Here is a 17,907-nt window from a genome sequence, read left to right as displayed (position 1 = left end):
CAAGAACGGACGCACCACTACCTTTGATGCAGTCCATTGAAGAGAACGCCTTCCGATAAATCGGAAGGCGTTCATGACAACCTGCTGCAAAGGAGCGGGCCCTATCTAGCAAGTATCGGAGCCGTGCGGACCTTGACTACTTTCCAACTTTTCCAGCGTCGGCATTGTCTTGTCCAGCACCCAAGCTCGGCTCAGGCTCGTCGGGTTGTTGAGTCCAGCGACGACCGCCTCGTCACCAGCGAGAGTCGCACCGGAATTCACCTGCGGCAAATCTTTGTATCCCGGAGTATTTTCAACTTCTTCGATTGAGCCGGTGCGGTTATAAATAACCATAAAATCAGCGGCCAGGTAGGATACGTTTTCCGGAGAAAGCGTGACGCGGCCTTTATCAACTGGAACCGTACCGTCAGTCAGCTTATCCGGGAACTTCATGCCCAAATCGTAGATGAAGGATGCACCCGGATCCTCAGGGTCTGCAACGGCACCAAAGGATCCCTGGGCGAATTGAGAAACAATGCCGATTTTACCCGCGAGGTTCGGCAATTTTTCCTTCACGTCAGCGAAACGCTTCTGATCCTCATCATCGCTAGGAGGCATACACCCATGGCCTATGACTTCGTCATTGGCGTGGACGTCGGCAGATACTTCCACCACGCCTGCGTCCTCGATCCCCAAGGCAGACAAGTCCTGTCCAAACGTATCGACCAGCATGAAGGCGCGCTACGCAAGCTCTTCGGCCAATTCCTCGCCGACAATGCCTCGGTCCTTGTCATTGTCGATCAACCCAATAACATCGGCCGGTTGACCGTCGCGGTCGCCCAAGACATGGGGGCAGACGTTCGCTATCTACCGGGGCTTGCGATGCGACAGCTCTCTCGCATCCACGTCGGCAACTCCAAGACCGATGTACGCGACGCCTACGTCATCGCCCATGCCGGTCTTAACCTTCCGGACGCCCTGCGCAGTGTCGACCGCGTTGAGGAAGTCTTTATCCAGTTGAAAGTTCTCAACGGTATCGACGAAGACCTCGCCCGGGCCTACACACGCCTGATTAACCAGATGCGATCCGCGCTCGTAGGAACCTATCCTGCCTTCGAACATGTCCTGCGCGGACAAATGATTCACCGAAAGTGGATCCTCCACCTACGTGCAAAATACGGTGGCCCCACCAAGATTCGACGCATCGGCAGAACACGCCTGGCAGCCTTTGCACGCAGCCACAAAGCGCGCAATCCTGAGCCTGTCATCGATGCCATGCTTGCCGCCATCCACGCCCAGACCGTGTCCATTGCCGGCGCAGAATACGCCGAACTAGGCGTAGCAATGTCCGCCAAAGACGCGCTAGCCAAACTAGAGCATCGCAAGCAAATCGAAGCGCAGGTACTCAAGCTCATTAAGGACATTCCTCAAACCGAGATTCTTTTATCGATGCCCGGCATCGGCCCGCGTAGTGCTGCGCAGATCCTCATGACTGTTGGCGATATGTCCGACTTCCCCGATGCAGCGCACCTAGCGTCCTATGCAGGCCTATCACCACGGACAAATCAATCAGGAACGTCCATTATGTCGAATTCGCCCAACCGGGCTGGCAACAAAAACTAAAGAACGCCCTATGGCAATCGTCTTTTGCATCGATCAGATTCCACGAGCGTTCCCGGCAATTCTATGAACGAAAACGCAAAGAAGGCAAAAGACACAACGCCGCAGTCGTCGCACTCGCACGCCGACGCTTCAACGTTCTCTTCGCCATGATGCGCAGCGGCGAGCTCTACCGAGACATCCCCACAGCGCAGGAGGCCACAGCAGCCTAAAACCACCAGAACCGCTCCTCAAGCCGATTGAGCAGCAAGCCCAATCGGCTCCTCAACGGGCCCGAAAACAACATCGCCGAAGTGAAGCAGAAGCCCTCCACACCCCCAACAACCTCACCCATGAAGTTGACAACCTATATAGGAACACCCCCCTGCAAGGCTGCGCCAATCCTATTAAGCTGGCAGACGTTTCGTGACTTCCCACTAACTTAAGGTTTCACATGAGCCAGCCACGGCACTCTGTTTTCGAATCCACCGTTCCCTCCCATGTTCGTGCGGCCTCCGGTGTGAGCCCGCACAGCGCTTCCTACCGCAAGTTCTGGTCGGGCCTATCCGGCGCCGTCATGGAGCAGATTGCCGATAACTGGGAGCGCACCCGTTCCGCCTATGCCGCGACCCGCCAGCAGCATTACTTCTCTGCGGAGTTCCTGCAGGGCCGCGCGCTGCTCAATAACCTCACCAACCTGGGCTTGGTCGACGATGCCAAGGCAGCGGCCACCGCTGCCGACCACGAGCTGAGCGATGTCCTCGAAGCTGAGCACGATGCCGCGCTTGGCAACGGTGGCCTCGGCCGTCTTGCCGCTTGCTTCCTCGATTCCGCTGTCACCCAGGACTACCCCGTCACCGGTTATGGCCTGCTTTACCGTTACGGCCTGTTCCGCCAGTCCTTTGAGAATGGCTTCCAGAAGGAACAGCCTGATGCGTGGATGGAAAACGGCTATGACTTCATCATCCGCCGCGCCTCCGAACAACGCCACGTCCACTTCGATGACATGGACGTGCGCGCCATTCCCTATGACATGCCTATCACCGGCTATGGAACCGATAACGTAGGCACGCTACGCCTGTGGAAGTCCGAGCCCATCGATGAATTCGATTACGATGCCTTCAATTCCCAGCGCTTTACGGAGGCCATTGTCGATCGCGAGCGCGTCATGGACATCTGCCGCGTGCTCTACCCCAACGACACCACCTACGAAGGCAAGGTGCTGCGTGTGCGCCAGCAATACTTCTTTGTCTCCGCATCCCTGCAGACCATGGTGGATAACTACATTGCCCAGCACGGCGAGGACCTCACCGGTTTTGCGCAGTACAACTCCATCCAGCTCAATGACACCCACCCAGTGCTCGCCATCCCAGAGCTCCTGCGCATTTTGCTTGATGACCATGGACTGAGCTGGGATGCGGCGTGGAAGATCGTCACCGAGACCTTCGCCTACACCAACCACACCGTGCTCGCAGAGGCCCTGGAGAGCTGGGAAGTGTCCATCTTCCAAAAACTGTTCTGGCGCATCTGGCAGTTGGTGGAAGAAATCGATCGCCGCTTCCGCGAAGATATGGCCCATCGCGGCCTGGATCAGGGTCGCATTGACTACATGGCGCCGGTGTCCAACGGACAGGTTCACATGGCCTGGATCGCCTGCTACGCCGCTTACTCCATTAACGGTGTCGCCGCCCTGCACACGGAAATCATCAAGGCCGATACGCTGTCCGAGTGGCATGAGCTCTGGCCAGAAAAATTCAACAATAAGACCAATGGCGTCACTCCGCGCCGCTGGCTGAAGATGTGCAACCCGCGCCTGGCAGAACTGCTCACCCAGCAGGCTGGTTCCGATGCGTGGGTTACAGATCTCACCCAGCTTGCCCAGCTCGCCGAGAAGGCAGACGATGCTGACCTACTACGAGAACTGATCGCCATCAAGCAGGCCAACAAGCGCGACTTTGCTAACTGGGTAAAAGACCACCAGGGCGCCGACGTTGATCCCGGTTCCATCTTTGATGTACAGATTAAGCGCCTGCACGAGTACAAGCGCCAGCTGATGAATGCCCTCTACGTCCTTGACCTCTACTTCCGTATCAAGGACGAGGGCGAAACCGTGCCGAAGCGTACTTTCATCTTTGGTGCCAAGGCCGCGCCGGGCTATGACCGCGCCAAGGCGATTATTAAGCTCATCAACACCATCGCAGACCTGGTCAATAATGACCCGGCCACCAAGGACATCATCCGCGTCGTCTTTGTAGAGAATTACAACGTCTCCCCCGCAGAGCACATCATCCCGGCCGCTGATATCTCCGAGCAGATTTCTGTGGCTGGCAAGGAAGCCTCCGGCACGTCCAATATGAAGTTCATGATGAACGGTGCCCTGACCTTGGGCACCATGGATGGAGCAAACGTAGAAATCGTCGAGGCGGTTGGCGAGGACAACGCTTATATCTTCGGCGCCCGCAATGAGGAGTTGCCGCAGCTGCGCGCCGAGTACAACCCGGGCGAGCTTTACCAGAGCGTGCCAGGCTTGGCCCGCGTACTGGATGCGCTTGTCGACGGCACCCTGGGCGCAGACAATGCCGGTATCTTCGGCGATCTGCGCGCCTCGCTTCTCGACGGCTTCGGGGAGCACGCCCAAGACCAGTACTACGTCCTAGGTGACTTCGCCGACTACCGCGAAACCCGTGACCGCATGGCTGCCGAATACGAGGCAGACCAACTTGCCTGGGCCAAGAAGGCGTGGCTGAATATCTGCTATTCCGGTCGTTTCTCCTCGGACCGAACCATCGCCGACTACGCAAACGAGGTGTGGAAGATCCAACCGACCCCGATTTCCCAGCGCTAAGAAAAGGTCCTGCCCTTCGCTTCCACGGCGAAGGGCAGGACCTTTATGTAGGCGGTGTGCCTGATGCTGTTTAGCGCAGGCCCACGCGCTTGAGCTGCTCATAAATAGGCTTCAAGTCAATGTTAAGCACACCCATCTGCGTAGCTAGGAAGCCGAGGCCGCCGACAACTGCGCCCAGAATCCCCAGACCCGTAGCTAGACCAGCAGCAAAGCCCTTGCTGCTGCCTTCCTTGCCGGCATCAGCGTCATCGGACGGGTTGGCAGCGTCTTCTGGCTGCTCTGGGTCGCCTGCTTGGCCGGTGCCATCGTTCCACCACTCATCAAAGGTCAAGTTGGCTACCAGGGTGTTATCGATGTAGTCACCGCGGACCGAATCGGTTCCAGAGGTACGGGCCATGATGTCCTCGGAGCCGGCGCCCTTGAAGAAGAACGGCACCAACTGGTTGGTGTGCTGACCGGAGTACCAACCGTGGCGAGCAACCTTGCCCTTCTCACCTTCCATAGCGTTGAAGCGGTTATCCGCCTCAGGGTTATCCTCAGTCGGAGCCTCGTTCGCACCGGAGAGATAGCCGGTTTCGTGGTCTGCGGTAACAACCAGCAGGGTCTCCTCCCACGAAGAGTTCTCCTCTACCCACTTGATGGCGGCATCGACCGATTTGTTGAAGTCCTGGGTCTCTTCGATGTCGCGCACCGGGTTATTGCCGTGTCCAGCCCAGTCGATGGCACCGCCCTCGATCATGACGGAGAATCCATCCTCATCCTGCCCCAGTGCGTTGAGTGCGCCGGTGGTCATGGTGGGGAGATCCACGACGTCGTTAAGCGGGTCAGAGTACGGCTCCTTCGTCTCGCCAGAGCGGGAGTTCTGCAAGGTGGATCCTACCTGTGCGATACCCCAGTACTTCTGGCCCGGCTTGACGTCGCCTTCCGCCAGTTTCTTGAAGTCATCGTTGGACTCAAAGTAGTTCCAGTCGGTCTCGCCGGCGGAAAGCTTGGCGTAGTCCTCCTCGTACATAAAGCTGTAGTCCGGAGTATCGACCTTTTGGTGGTCATTGTCGTAGAACGGGTGACCAGCTGCCATGACAACGTCAAGGTCGCTGCCGAGCATCTCACGGCTAATGTCCTGCAGCTTATCGCGGTCCTTGTTGTGCGCGGCCCACGCCGCCGGAGTGGCTTCGGAATAGAGAGTGTCTGATGGTTTGTGTGTGGGTACCTAACCCGCATAAGGAGATGGACCAGAATGACTACTGTGGCGAGACGAGATCCGGCTGATAAGGCCAAGATTGATGCGATTGAAAAGAAGCTTCTTGCTAACCCTGAAATCGCGAAACTGATTGATAACCTAGGCACATCCACCACGGATGCCAACGACCTAGTTCGCGGCATGCTACAAGCCTCGATTACCAGAGGCCTCAACGCTGAAATGGATGCCCACCTAGGCTACGAGTCTGGCGACAGGAGCGCTAAAGCTGCAGCTAGAACAGACAATCACCGCAACGGGTCGTATCCAAAGACCGTGGATTCTAACTACGGGCCAGTCACCGTTGATGTGCCAAGAGATCGGGCTGGAACATTCTTGCCAACTATGGTCCCTAAAGGCTCGAGGAGATTGACTGATGTCGATGACATGATCGTTAGCTTGTACGCCGGTGGGATGACAATTAGGGATATCCAGCATCATATGGCAACGGCGATGCGTGTTGATATTTCCCATGAGACGATTTCAGCGGTTACTGACGCCGTCCTCGATGAGGTCATGATCTGGCAAAACCGCCAGCTAGACGAGTTCTACCCGGTCATTTTTCTCGATGCGTTGCGCATTAAAGTCCGCGACGGCGGCCGAGTAGTCAACAAATCTGCGTACATGGCAATCGGCGTGGACCTGGACGGTATTAAGCACATTTTGGGATTGTGGATTGCCAAAGAAGAAGGCGCTTCATTTTGGGCGCAGGTATGCGCCAATCTTTCTAACCGTGGGGTTAAAGACGTCTTTATCGTCTGCTGTGACGGGCTGAAAGGCTTGCCGGAAGAAGTAAAGGCAACCTGGCCGAACTCTATGGTGCAAACCTGTATCGTGCACCTGATTCGTGCCGCTAACCGGTGGGTAGCCTACGGAGATCGCCGGGGCGTATCGGCCGCGTTGAAAAAGATTTACACCGCCACGGACGAGTCCACAGCTAAGGCTGCCTTAGACGAATTTGAAGCCTCTGAATTGGCAGAAAAGTATCCACGCTCAGTCAAAGTCTGGCGAGATGCATGGGCGCGTTTCGTACCGTTTCTCCAGTTCCCACCAGCAGCCAGCAAGGTCATTTACACGAAGAATTCGATTGAATCATTCAACAATGAACTGCGGAAAGCTACCCACAACAGGGTGCAGTTCACTAACAATGAATCAGCGCTCAAGACGCTATGGTTGATGATCTGCAACATCGAAGACAAACGAGCCGCAAAGAGGGCAAAGCAAGGCAAACGAGTCTCAGCAACAGCCGGCAGACTCATGGAAGGAGCCCGAGTTTCCGGCTGGAAACAAGCCATTAACCAAATGGCCGTGGCCTACCCCGACAGCTTCGACAAATACCTATAAACCTAGCCCCACACACAACCAACTTGATACCCTCCGAACAAGCAAGCATTGATAGATGCAGGTCTGCACTACATTTTGTCGGTGAAACCCCACCGTGCCTGAGGTGATTGAAACCTGGCGGCGGGAAATCCCTGGTGAAGCCTACGCCCACGGCCAGATCTGGACACAAGCCTCGGCAAGCGATGCGCGCAAACACACAACCCCGAATACGGTGACCCACTTCCAGTACTCCTATGATCGGGCCAGACGCGGCCTGCGCGGAATCAAAGAGCAAGTCGCAAAAGCCAAACGCGCTGTTGACGGCGAAATCGCCATTAAGCGCAACCGCTATTTCGATCTTTCCACCCCGAACAAGAAGGTCAACTACGCTCTTGCTGCCAAACACCGAGCCCTAGCCGGAATTAAAGGCTATGAAACCGACCTGACCGCTCTTCCCGCCCAGGAGGTTATCGGGCATTACCGCAGGCTATTCCACATTGAAAATGTCGTATCGGATGTCGAAATCAGACCTGAAAGCACGCCCAATCTATGCGAGGAAACAAAACTCGATCACAGCACATCTCAATATTGTGATGGCAGCACTAGCCGTGACCCACCTGATGGAGACCCGCAGTGGTCACTTCATCAAACGCCTCGTGAGAACACTCAAGAAATACCGCAGCTTTCAACTCGTCGTTGGCGGCGAAACCATTCACGCCGCCGTACCATTCCCGCCCGACCTCACTGCCACCATCCAAGTAATCACCGGCCGCGAACTTCCGCACAAAATTGGCCTAAGTCAGGTTAGAAGGGAATCAGCACACCGTCTCGTGGGATTCGTGCTCTGGGTGCTCAATCTGGATGGTGGAGTGCTCGATACCGTGTTCGCGCAGGGCCTGCTGGGCGGCATCCAACAGCGGGCCGGTGCCGACGGTGCCGTCGCGCACGATATGCACGGTCGTGAGCACGTTCACGCCGTCCAGGCTCCACAGGTGCAGGTCGTGGATGTCAGCAACGCCCTCGACCTGCCGCAGCGCGGGCTCGATCGCACTGGCGTCGAAGTCCGCCGGGACTTGCTCGAGCAGCACGCTCGCCGAAAGCCGCATGAGCTGCCAAGCGCGCGGCAGCACCATCGCCGCGATCGCTAGGGAGGCGATCACGTCCGCCGCCACAAACCCCGTGGTCAGTACCACGATGCCGGCCACGATTACTGCGATCGAGCCGAGCATATCCACTAACACGTGCAAGAACGCGCCCTCCACGTTGATCGAGGATTTGCGGTGCCGGTGCAGAACCCACGCCGATAGCGCATTCGCCACCAGGCCGATCACCGCGATGATCAGCATCGTTTTTCCCTGCACTTCGGCCGGGCTCTGCAGGCGGCGCACCGCCTCGACGACAATCCACACCGAGATCGCCAGCACCATCACTGCGTTCGCCAGTGCAGCAAGCACCTCCACTCGTCGGTAGCCGTACGTGGCCTGAGCCGATGCTTGTCGGCGCCCAACCAACACCGCTAACACCGCGATGATCAACCCCGCAGCGTCGGAAAGCATGTGCATCGCATCCGCCATCAGCGCCATCGAACCCGCCAACCAGCCGCCGATCAGCTCCGCGAAGAAGACGGTGCCGGTAATGCCTAGCGCAATCAAGAGTGCGCGCAGCGGCGTGCTGGAGTGATCGTGGTCGTGGTGCTCGTGTGCCATGCACTCAGCCTATCCCCGTCGACGCTTATTGACAATTAATTGAAAATGGATGGCGGTAAGCGCAGCCACTGAGGCCAAGTCGGCCTGATTTAGGTCATTGTGCAGTTGTCCTTTGAATGTGTAGAGAAGCTGAAACATGAACAACCAAAAAGTACTGCAGCCGCATGTCAGGAAAGCAACCGCTGAGTGTACTCGAGGTAAATATAAATCTACATTTGTATAAATGTATATAGAAAAGCGCCGCGAGCCGTGGAACGTGTTAAAGGGTGGGTCGCGGCGCTCGTGCCAAAAATCTACTTCTTGGTTTCACCCAACAAGTGACACTGAATCATGTTGGTGTTGCCAGCAATTCCTGGAGGAGTACCAGCAATGACGACAATCATGTCGCCTTCCTCGTACCTGTCCATCTCCAGCAATGCATCATCGATAGCTTCCATCATGTCATCGGTGGACTTAACGTGCGGGCTCAAGAAGGTCTCAGCACCCCACGTCAAAGCTAGCTGGGAGCGAACCGCTGGGTCCGGCGTAAACGCCAACAGCGGAAGCTGGGAGTGCAGGCGAGCCACGCGCTTAGCGGTATCGCCGGAGGTAGTAAAGGCTACGATGGCCTTTGCATTGAGGCGCTCGGCAATATCGCGGGCGGAATAGGACACCACACCACGCTTGGTGCGCGGAACGTGGGACAGCGGTGGAACCTTGCCACCATCTTCAGCATTAGCCACGATCTTGGACATGGTGCGCACGACGTTCTGCGGGTCAATACCCACGGAAGTCTCACCAGAGAGCATGACGGCATCGGCGCCGTCGAGAACGGCGTTAGCTACGTCAGAAGCCTCTGCACGGGTCGGGCGCAGGTTGGAAATCATGGAATCCAACATCTGGGTAGCCACGATGACCGGCTTAGCGTTCTCGCGAGCAATCTGGATAGCGCGCTTCTGGAACAGTGGCACGCGCTCCAGCGGCACCTCAACACCGAGGTCGCCTCGAGCAATCATGATGGCATCGAATGCCAGCACGATGGACTCGAGCGCGTCTACCGCCTCGGGCTTTTCCAGCTTGGCAATGACCGGAACGCGGCGGCCCTCTTCGTCCATAATCTCGTGGACCTTATCCACGTCTGCTGGGGAGCGGACGAAGGACAGCGCCACGAGGTCAACGCCAAGGTTCAAAGCGAAGCGCAGGTCAGCGATATCCTTTTCCGACAAAGCCGGCACGGAGATATCCATGCCAGGAAGGGAAACGCCCTTGTTATTGGAAACCGGGCCACCTTCGGTGACCTCACAGACGACGTCGTTGCCGTCGACTTCCTTGCAAACAACGGCAACCTTGCCATCGTCGATCAGCAGGCGGTCACCTGGCTTGGCGTCCTTGGCCAGGCCCTTGTAGGTGGTGGAAACGCGGTCATGGGTGCCTTCGATATCGTCCACGGTGATGCGGACGATCTGGCCGTTATCCCACTGCTCCTCGCCGTTGATAAAGCGGCCAAGGCGAATCTTGGGACCCTGAAGGTCCGCCAAGATACCTACGGCGCGGCCGGTCTTATCGGTGGCCTGGCGCACCCAGTTGTAATTCGCCTCGTGGTCTGCATGCTCGCCGTGAGACATATTCAGGCGGGCAACGTCCATGCCGTCCTGTACGAGGCGCAAGATGCCGTCCTCGCTAGCAACGGCAGGGCCGAGAGTACAAACAATCTTCGTTCTTCTATCCAGCATTATTGGCCTATTCCGTCGGGGGAAATTGAACACTCCCCAACCTACTCCTTCGAAAAGATTGGGGCCACAATTTTTTGGTTCCATTTTCTGAACGGACACCACAAAATGCCCCATTTCCCACAAAACCAAATCTAACCGGGCAAACTTGGGCAGTATTTACGTCGATAATGAACCCGGTTGCTGCCCATCAGATACCGCGTGCTCAGGGCTGTGCTCATCAGTATCCCGGCGCTCCGCCCAATACTTAGGATCTACCTCTTCGGGGGACTCTGGCCCCTGGCGGTGTCTATCAAGCACGAAGAAGACAATCGCGGCGATGATAAAAATCGCTAGGGAGACGATGATATTCACGCGGATCCCAAAGATATGGGTCGCCTCATCGGAACGCATCCCTTCAATAAAGAAGCGGCCCAATGTATATCCCATGACATAGAGGGCAAAGACGCGGCCGTGGCCCAACTTCCAGGCCTTATGAGCCCACAAGAGGAAAAGGCAGACCAGGACATTCCACACGAGCTCGTACAGGAAGGTCGGGTGCACCGACGTCATGACCTCACCCGTGGAGTGTCCGGAAACGGGAGCATAGCCGCCGTTCTCATTGACGCGGTAATAGATATCTAAAGCCCACGGAACGTCGGTCGGGCGCCCATAGAGCTCTTGGTTAAACCAGTTACCTAGGCGTCCAATCGCCTGCGCAAGGACGAGGCCTGGCGCCACCGCATCAGCAAAGGGGCCGAGCGGCACCTTCTTCACTTTGAAAAGCACCCACAAAGCTAGTGCGCCCAAGGCTACGGCGCCCCAAATGCCCAGGCCGCCATTGGTAATCTTCAGCGCGTCCGCGGGATTGCAGCTATCACAGAAGTACTTCTGGTTATCGGTAATGACGTGGTAAAGACGCCCGCCAATGATGCCGGCTGGAATGACCACGATGGCGGCATCCCATACTGTGTCTGGGTTACCGCCGCGTGCGGTGTAGCGGCGTAAGGTCATTCGCAGGGCGACGATAATCCCTACGATGATGCACAGCGCATAGGCACGAATGGGAATGGGTCCCAACTGCCACACGCCCTGCGGTGGAGACGGAATATTTGCAAGAATTTCTGTGTGCACGTAGCTAGTGTGCCTTATCCCCCACCCCACCAGCTAGTTGGGGCCTTAATCTATCTTGCGCGCGGGGCACGCTGGATGCTGCCCGGCAGCCACCAAGGAGCGCGCCAGCGCCGTAGGATCTTGGGCAGCCATGACGGATTCGCCCACCAAAACTGCATCGGCGCCGCGTGAAGCATAGTGAAACAGATTGCGCGCGTTGTTTACCCCGCCTACTGCGATGCGCAGGATGGATTCTGGCAGGCCTGGGGCGATATCATTAAACGCCTCGCGGTTAATGGCATCCGAAGCCAACGACCACGCATTGATGGCGATGACGCTACTTCCTGCCTTGATTGCGCGGTCGACCTCTGCGCAGTTGCGTACCTCTACGATGGCGGTCATACCGAGCGATTCCACGCGGTCTAAAAGTGCCTCCAGGCGAGCTTGCTCTAAGAGCTCTACCTGCAGCGGAATGGCATCGGCCCCAAAGCACCTGGCTTCATGAATTTGGTAAGGGTCCACGATGAGATCGCGCGACATCATGGGAATATCAATCGCAGCACGGGCAGCTGCCATGTCTTCTAAAGAACCGTGGAAGCGGCGGAAATCAGTCTGGCATGCCATGAGATGTACGCCGCAGTGTTCAAAGGTGCGGGCCCATTCCGCCATCTGTTCCGCAGAGCCAACATGAGCGATCTCGCCGCCGTAGGGTACGGCGCGCTTGAGCTCCGTGATGACCGAGCAGCCTGTACGCAGCAGAGCCGCGCGGGCATCCCGGGGAGGTTCCATGTCACGCGAGCGCGCCTTCACCTCTTTGAAGGACACGCGAGCTTCCCGTGCAGCGACGTCCTCCAAGACTCCTGCAACAAGGTGGTCAACGGCAATGGGCGTAGGCATCAGCACCTCCCTCCACGGGCGATTAAGATCACACTTAGGTTAACCTGCTCGCGTGCCGTTCCGGAAATTACACAGGAAACGGGGCTATTTTTTGTCCATATCAGTGGGATCGATATCACTATCAAGCGCGTCCCACATCACACGGCCAGAGTCAGATGAGGTTTCCAAATCCTCCTCCAGCTTTGCTTGTCGTGCTGCTGGGGTTTCGTATTTGCTAGACGCCTTAGCCTTATCCACGCCTGGATTGCGCGCAAGCATCACTGCACCGAATAGGGCTGCTGCCGCACCTATGAGGGCCAGAATTGGTCCCAGGGAATGCACCTCGGTGGAAACGACGGTGGCCCAGTCAGAGATCTGGGCAGAATCAACGGCGTTTTCATTGGCCGAAGCTCCCTGCAGGATCTTCTGCGCGCGCTCGGCGTCCGCGCCCGCAGTCAGCAGGCTCACCGGGGTCCATGCGCTGGCCGCGGCCGCGAGGGCGCACACAACCCCCACCACTCGCCTACCGACGCGCCGCAGCGCCATCCCCGCGACGGCACCGGCTACCAGAACGAGGGTCAAGGCCATGATCTCCAGCGACCATGCCGAGCCAATGATGTCATTGGCCGCAGAGCCGGCCTTGTCGTCCTCGCTGGCGGCGACCACCCACGTAGCACGGGAGGACAGCCACACTACGATGGCTCCAACAGCGATAAGTAGTGGTCCAAGGCGTCTAGCCTTCACGGTTGCCCTCCTAGGAGATCGGTGGCGTCAAAGCACGTGCGGTCGCCGGTATGGCAGGCGCCGCCGCGCTGCCGCACGGTCAGCAGAATAGTATCTCCATCGCAGTCAAGGCGAACGCCCAGCACCTCTTGGGTATTTCCAGAAGTTTCTCCCTTGACCCAATGCTCATTGCGCGAGCGCGAAAAATACGTTGCCTTGCGGGTGGCGAGGGTATGGGCCAAAGCGTGGTCATCCATCCAGGCCATCATCAGCACCTCACCAGACTCAGCTTGGGCAATGGCCGGCACCAAGCCTTGGTCATTGCGCTTGAGCTGCTTGGCGATGCCCCCGTTAAGTTCATAGTTGCCCGGGGTACTCATCGGCGCACCTCGTAGCCAGCAGCGTCCAGGGCGTCTTTCACGTCGCTGATTTCTACCTCACCGAAGTGAAAAATGCTTGCTGCCAAGACGGCATCGGCGCCGGCTGCAACGGCCGGTGGGAAGTCTGCGGCGTTTCCCGCGCCGCCAGAGGCGATAACGGGAATGGTCACCGCCGCGCGCATGGCGCGCAGCAATTCCAGGTCAAATCCTTCCTTTGTGCCATCCCCATCCATTGAGTTGAGGAGGATCTCCCCTACGCCGAGTTCTTCGCCGCGGCGTGCCCATTCGATGGCGTCGATCCCGGCCGATTCCGTACCACCGTGAGTGGTCACCTCAAAGCCGGATGGCGCATACTCTTCGCGGCACCGGCGAGCATCAACAGACAGCACGATGCATTGGGCCCCGAAAGTCTCAGCCATTTCGCGCAGCAGTTCCGGATTCTTAATGGCCGCGGTGTTTACAGAGACCTTATCCGCCCCAGCGCGCAATAATTCCCTGACGTCATCAACGCTGCGGACTCCGCCACCCACCGTCAACGGGATAAATACCTGGTCTGCGGTGCGGCGCACGACCTCGAGCATGGTGGAGCGGCCTTGTTTAGAAGCAGAGACGTCCAAGAAGGTAAGTTCATCGGCTCCTAGGGCGTCATAGCGCGCGGCCAGCTCCACTGGGTCGCCGGCATCGCGCAGGTTGTCAAAGTTGATGCCCTTGACCACGCGACCTTGGTCCACGTCTAGGCAGGGGATCACGCGTACGGCTACAGCCATGGCGGCCGCCTCCTTTTTAGGGTTTAAATTTTAGCGGTGAACAGTACCGGTATGACGAGACAAGATATCCACGATGGTGGCATGAACCTGCGGGGTACCTGCCACCATGCCGCGCGACTGCGCGGTCCACGGATTTCCTTCCGGATCGGTGACAACGCCACCAGCGGCCTGGATCTGCAGTGCGCCCGCGGCGTTGTCCCATGGATGCGGAGAGAAGTTAATCGCGCCATCGAACACTCCCTGCGCGACGAAGGCATTATCAAGTCCTACGGAACCGGTCATTCGCGGGCGCAGTCCGGTCTCGCGCAGCTCGTGGAAAATGTCGGTGGGCAGGTGGGAAGAGCAGCCCACGTGGCCGCGTGCTTCATCAAAGCCCATCGCGTCTTCCCCACCACCGAAACCAGCGGCAGGCCCACCTACTGAGCGCAGTGGGGAGCCATCGCAGGTGACCAGACGGCGCCCCAGGAGCGGGAAGTCAGATACCGCGGCAACGGGCGCACCCTCATGAATGAGCGCCACTAGGATGCCGGCCATGGGGTTTCCGGCAGAGTAGTTTGCGGTGCCATCGATCGGATCTACCACCCACACGGTATCGAGCACGCTGCCGCCTGATTCTTCTCCATAGACCGGGATGCCGGTCATCTGGGTCAAGATATCGCGCAGCTGTTGCTCGATGACGAGGTCTACCTCGGTGGCGAAATCTCCCTGCCCCTTAAAACGGGCGGGCGCAGCTCCGAGGCCGGAGCGAAAAATGGGTTTTACTTGGTCTACGGCCGCCTCCGCGAAGGCCACCAACTCGCGGGGTTCCATCATGACTTAGTTGTCCTCAGGGTCGTAAGGGTCAATGGTTTCTTCCGCCGGCAGCGGCTCTACCTCGGCCACCGCAGCGAGTGCTTCGTCGAGGGTGAAATTCCCCTCGTACAGGGCCCTGCCAATAATGGCGGAATCGATGCCCTCATTTTCATAAAGCGCGAGCTCGCGCAGGTCTTCCAGGCTAGAAATGCCACCAGAGGCGGTGATTTTTGCCTCCGTTGCCATCGCCACCTCGCGCAGGAGCTCAATATTAGGTCCGGTGAGCATGCCGTCTTTCGACACGTCGGTCACCACAAAACGTTGGCATCCGGCTGCATCCAGGCGCTCGAGTACCTCCCACAGATCGCCGCCATCGGAGACCCAGCCATTGCCGGCGGTACGCCATTCGCCGCCATCTTCGCGCACGGCGAGATCCACGGCGACCTTATCTCCGTAGCGCGCCAGGATGTCCTCGATCCATTCCGGCTGCTCTAGAGCAGCCGTGCCGATACTAATGCGCTGCGCGCCGGTAGCCAGCGCGCGCTCCACCGCGGCATCATCCCGGATGCCGCCACTAAGCTCCACATGTACGCCCAGCTCACGAGTAATCGTCGCCATTTCTGCGTGATTGGAGCCCCGGCCGAAAGCCGCATCCAAATCCACAAAGTGCAGCCAGTGTGCGCCTTGGGATTGCCACTTTTGCGCGGCATCGCGCGGGGAACCGTACGAGGTTTCGGTGCCTGCTTCGCCTTTATCTAGGCGCACGGCTTGGCCTTGAGATACATCGACTGCTGGCAAAAGCGTAAAAGTCATATCCTTCATCCTACCTAGAGCGTGCGCATCCAGTTTTCCAAAAGCTGTGCACCGGCGTCCCCGGATTTCTCCGGGTGGAATTGGGTCGCCCACAGGGCACCGTTTTCTACCGCCGCGACGAACCTATCACCCGCGTGCTCGGCCCAGCTCACCTGCGGCGGACGGGTGATTTCCGTTTCCAATTCCCATCGGCGAACGCCGTAGGAATGCACGAAATAAAACCGCTCGTCTTCGGCTACCCCGGCAAACATATCGCTGCCGACGGGTACCTCTACGGTATTCCACCCCATGTGCGGCAGCACCGCAGACTGCAGCTTTTCCACGGTGCCGGGCCACTCGCCGCAGCCGGTGGAGTTGATGTTGTGTTCCACTCCGGCGTCGAAAAGCACCTGCATGCCTACGCAAATGCCCAACACCGGCCGCTCTCCTGCCAAGCGCTGGCCGATGACCCGAGGGCCCTGCACCGCCCGTAGCCCGCGCATGCAGGCAGCAAAGGCACCCACGCCAGGGACAAGCAGACCGTCCGCTTCCACCGCTTCTTTAGGGTCCGCGGTAACGGTGACGTCCGCGCCCACTCGCTCCAGCGCGCGCTGGGCCGAGCGCACATTGCCCGCGCCATAATCCAATAATGCGACCGTCTTTGCCATGGGCTATACCTTACGCATGCGGCGCAGGCGCGTCCGGATATCGTTGGTTTCGCTCACGCGGGTGCGCCCGAGGACAAAATCTGCCAACGTCATCACAACGCCTGCGACGAGGATGACCACGCCGGCCCCAAAAGCCCCCGCATAGCCGTAGCCGGCAACCAAGGCGCCCAAGAGGGTCGAGCCCAAGCCGGTGCCGCCGTCATAGAAGATATTCCAGATGGCCGAAGCCTCCGAGACGCGTTCGCGCGGCAGGCGGTCAAACATCGACAGCAGGGCCTCATTTTGCGCAATACCAAAGGCACCGCCAAAGAGGAAGGCACCCAGCACGAGCCACCACACGGAACCATCGAGATAAAGAGGAACGGCAATGGCAAGCACGCCCAGGATCGCCATTACCTGGCTGGGAATGTAGAGCCGGCCAGGAGTGCCCACGCGGTCTGCCACCATGCCGGCAAAGTAGCGGAAAATCATGGCGGCGCCGCCCACGATGGACAGCATGAAGCCGGCCAAGCTAGCGCCGCGCTCGGCATCAAGTTCTTGCACCGCCGGCGGCAGGAAGGATGACACGGCGCCATAGCTCATTGAAAATGTCGTTAGCGCCAGCGCAGGAACGAGCACCAGCTTCCACGTAGGAACGCGGATCAGGTTCGGCTCCTCTTCAGTATCGGAGGCGAGGGTGACCTTAATCTTGGGAATGCGCAGGCACAGACCAAAGCCCACAAAGCCAATGATGCCGGCGGTGATATACGTCGAGGCATAACCCAGCTTTTCCGCCATGATCAATCCCAGGGGCAAAAAGACCATCTGGCCCAGGCCGGTAAAGACACCAATCATGCCAGTAGCCTTGCCCAGCAAGCGTACGGGCGCCAGTTCCGCAATAAGCGCGGACTCAGAAACGGTCAGCGCGCCAAAGCCGACGCCGCGCATGGCAGAAAAGAGCAGGACTACCCAGGCATCAGTTCCCAGTAGGTGGCCAAAGGCAGGTACACCCAGGGTGAAAGCGGACAGCGCCATCACACGGCGGTAGCCCCACCGGCGCAGGAGCCATGGGGAAATGATCTGGGTCAGCACGGTAAAGGCCATGAAGATGCCTGTGGATGAGCCCGCCAAGGTTGCTGAGCCGCCGGAGTCAATAACCGCTAGCGGCACCACTGGAAGGAGGATGGACCACGCACCGAAGGCTGCGGCGATAGCCAACATGGTCGCGGTATAGCCCGGAACCTTCCAGATATTAGTTTCTTGGGTTGTGCTCATTTACCAAACGCTCCTACCATCCACGAGATTGCTGCTACCACGGTGATTGCGGCCAAAAGAGAGGCTACTACTGTCATTGCCTTCGACCCCTGTTGGTAGGCAGACCATGCGCCTCCCACCAGCATGCCAGCCACGAGAAAGAGGACCAAGATCATAAAGTGCATG

At 58.2% G+C, this 17,907-nt stretch carries 15 protein-coding genes and 3 pseudogenes; 4 read left to right on the top strand and 14 right to left on the bottom strand.

The window, feature by feature from the left end:
• Positions 1-105: 105 nt before the first annotated feature.
• Positions 106-597, bottom strand: coding sequence for a substrate-binding domain-containing protein (locus MHK00_RS00370; protein ID WP_250408703.1), 492 nt, complete (start codon positions 595-597; stop codon positions 106-108).
• A 6-nt stretch (positions 598-603) separates the two neighbouring features.
• Here MHK00_RS00370 and MHK00_RS00365 point away from each other — a divergent pair.
• Together MHK00_RS00365 and MHK00_RS00360 are read left to right on the top strand one after the other, a co-directional pair.
• Positions 604-1,811: pseudogene (locus tag MHK00_RS00365) on the top strand (IS110 family RNA-guided transposase).
• Between the two features lie 221 nt (positions 1,812-2,032).
• On the top strand, positions 2,033-4,423 hold the full coding sequence (locus tag MHK00_RS00360) for a glycogen/starch/alpha-glucan phosphorylase (RefSeq protein ID WP_250410008.1): 2,391 nt from the start codon (positions 2,033-2,035) through the stop codon (positions 4,421-4,423).
• Positions 4,424-4,493: 70 nt separating this feature from the next.
• Here MHK00_RS00360 and MHK00_RS00355 read toward each other — a convergent pair.
• Positions 4,494-5,588: pseudogene (locus tag MHK00_RS00355) on the bottom strand (alkaline phosphatase); the annotation flags it as partial.
• A gap of 72 nt (positions 5,589-5,660) precedes the next feature.
• On the opposite strand from MHK00_RS00355, the gene MHK00_RS00350 reads away from it, so the two are divergent.
• Positions 5,661-7,004 carry an IS256 family transposase gene (locus tag MHK00_RS00350; protein ID WP_250410007.1) on the top strand — a complete coding sequence of 448 codons (1,344 nt, stop codon included), beginning with the start codon at positions 5,661-5,663 and terminating at the stop codon, positions 7,002-7,004.
• Positions 7,005-7,040: 36 nt separating this feature from the next.
• Positions 7,041-7,768 (top strand): annotated as a pseudogene (locus MHK00_RS00345) (IS1634 family transposase); the annotation flags it as partial.
• 30 nt (positions 7,769-7,798) lie between these two features.
• On the opposite strand, the gene MHK00_RS00340 reads toward MHK00_RS00345, so the two are convergent.
• From MHK00_RS00340 to MHK00_RS00285, 12 genes are all read right to left on the bottom strand, one after another.
• Positions 7,799-8,689, bottom strand: coding sequence for a cation diffusion facilitator family transporter (locus tag MHK00_RS00340; protein ID WP_005324622.1), 891 nt, complete (start codon positions 8,687-8,689; stop codon positions 7,799-7,801).
• Between the two features lie 293 nt (positions 8,690-8,982).
• Positions 8,983-10,398: a pyruvate kinase gene (gene pyk / locus MHK00_RS00335; RefSeq protein WP_100067822.1), complete on the bottom strand. Its 1,416-nt coding sequence runs from the start codon at positions 10,396-10,398 to the stop codon at positions 8,983-8,985.
• A gap of 159 nt (positions 10,399-10,557) precedes the next feature.
• Positions 10,558-11,511: a prolipoprotein diacylglyceryl transferase gene (gene lgt / locus MHK00_RS00330; protein ID WP_250410006.1), complete on the bottom strand. Its 954-nt coding sequence runs from the start codon at positions 11,509-11,511 to the stop codon at positions 10,558-10,560.
• Between the two features lie 45 nt (positions 11,512-11,556).
• Positions 11,557-12,387, bottom strand: coding sequence for an indole-3-glycerol phosphate synthase TrpC (locus MHK00_RS00325; protein ID WP_179386685.1), 831 nt, complete (start codon positions 12,385-12,387; stop codon positions 11,557-11,559).
• 84 nt (positions 12,388-12,471) lie between these two features.
• Positions 12,472-13,110 (bottom strand): TIGR02234 family membrane protein, encoded by a 639-nt coding sequence (locus tag MHK00_RS00320; protein ID WP_250410005.1) that lies wholly within the window; start codon positions 13,108-13,110, stop codon positions 12,472-12,474.
• Entirely contained in the window at positions 13,107-13,469 is a 363-nt protein-coding gene (hisI, locus tag MHK00_RS00315) for a phosphoribosyl-AMP cyclohydrolase (RefSeq protein ID WP_250410004.1), read from the bottom strand. Before hisI ends, MHK00_RS00320 begins: the two co-directional genes overlap by 4 nt.
• Positions 13,466-14,236, bottom strand: coding sequence for an imidazole glycerol phosphate synthase subunit HisF (hisF, locus tag MHK00_RS00310; RefSeq protein ID WP_250410003.1), 771 nt, complete (start codon positions 14,234-14,236; stop codon positions 13,466-13,468). Before hisF ends, hisI begins: the two co-directional genes overlap by 4 nt.
• 30 nt (positions 14,237-14,266) lie before the next feature.
• Complete coding sequence (locus MHK00_RS00305) at positions 14,267-15,049, bottom strand: inositol monophosphatase family protein (RefSeq protein ID WP_250410002.1); 783 nt, start codon at positions 15,047-15,049, stop codon at positions 14,267-14,269.
• A gap of 3 nt (positions 15,050-15,052) precedes the next feature.
• Positions 15,053-15,841: a bifunctional 1-(5-phosphoribosyl)-5-((5-phosphoribosylamino)methylideneamino)imidazole-4-carboxamide isomerase/phosphoribosylanthranilate isomerase PriA gene (gene priA / locus MHK00_RS00300; protein WP_200435462.1), complete on the bottom strand. Its 789-nt coding sequence runs from the start codon at positions 15,839-15,841 to the stop codon at positions 15,053-15,055.
• Positions 15,842-15,855: 14 nt separating this feature from the next.
• Complete coding sequence (gene hisH, locus MHK00_RS00295; protein WP_179386691.1) at positions 15,856-16,488, bottom strand: imidazole glycerol phosphate synthase subunit HisH; 633 nt, start codon at positions 16,486-16,488, stop codon at positions 15,856-15,858.
• Between the two features lie 3 nt (positions 16,489-16,491).
• Entirely contained in the window at positions 16,492-17,742 is a 1,251-nt protein-coding gene (locus MHK00_RS00290; RefSeq protein ID WP_250410001.1) for an MFS transporter, read from the bottom strand.
• Complete coding sequence (locus MHK00_RS00285; RefSeq protein WP_005324605.1) at positions 17,739-17,906, bottom strand: CG2302 family histidine operon protein; 168 nt, start codon at positions 17,904-17,906, stop codon at positions 17,739-17,741. Before MHK00_RS00285 ends, MHK00_RS00290 begins: the two co-directional genes overlap by 4 nt.
• Position 17,907 lies beyond the last annotated feature (1 nt).

The sequence above is a fragment of the Corynebacterium tuberculostearicum genome (assembly GCF_022347385.1).
GTDB lineage: Bacteria > Actinomycetota > Actinomycetes > Mycobacteriales > Mycobacteriaceae > Corynebacterium > Corynebacterium tuberculostearicum_M.
Note: the sequence above shows the minus strand (reverse complement) of the source record. Positions and strands in the feature narration are given on the sequence as shown.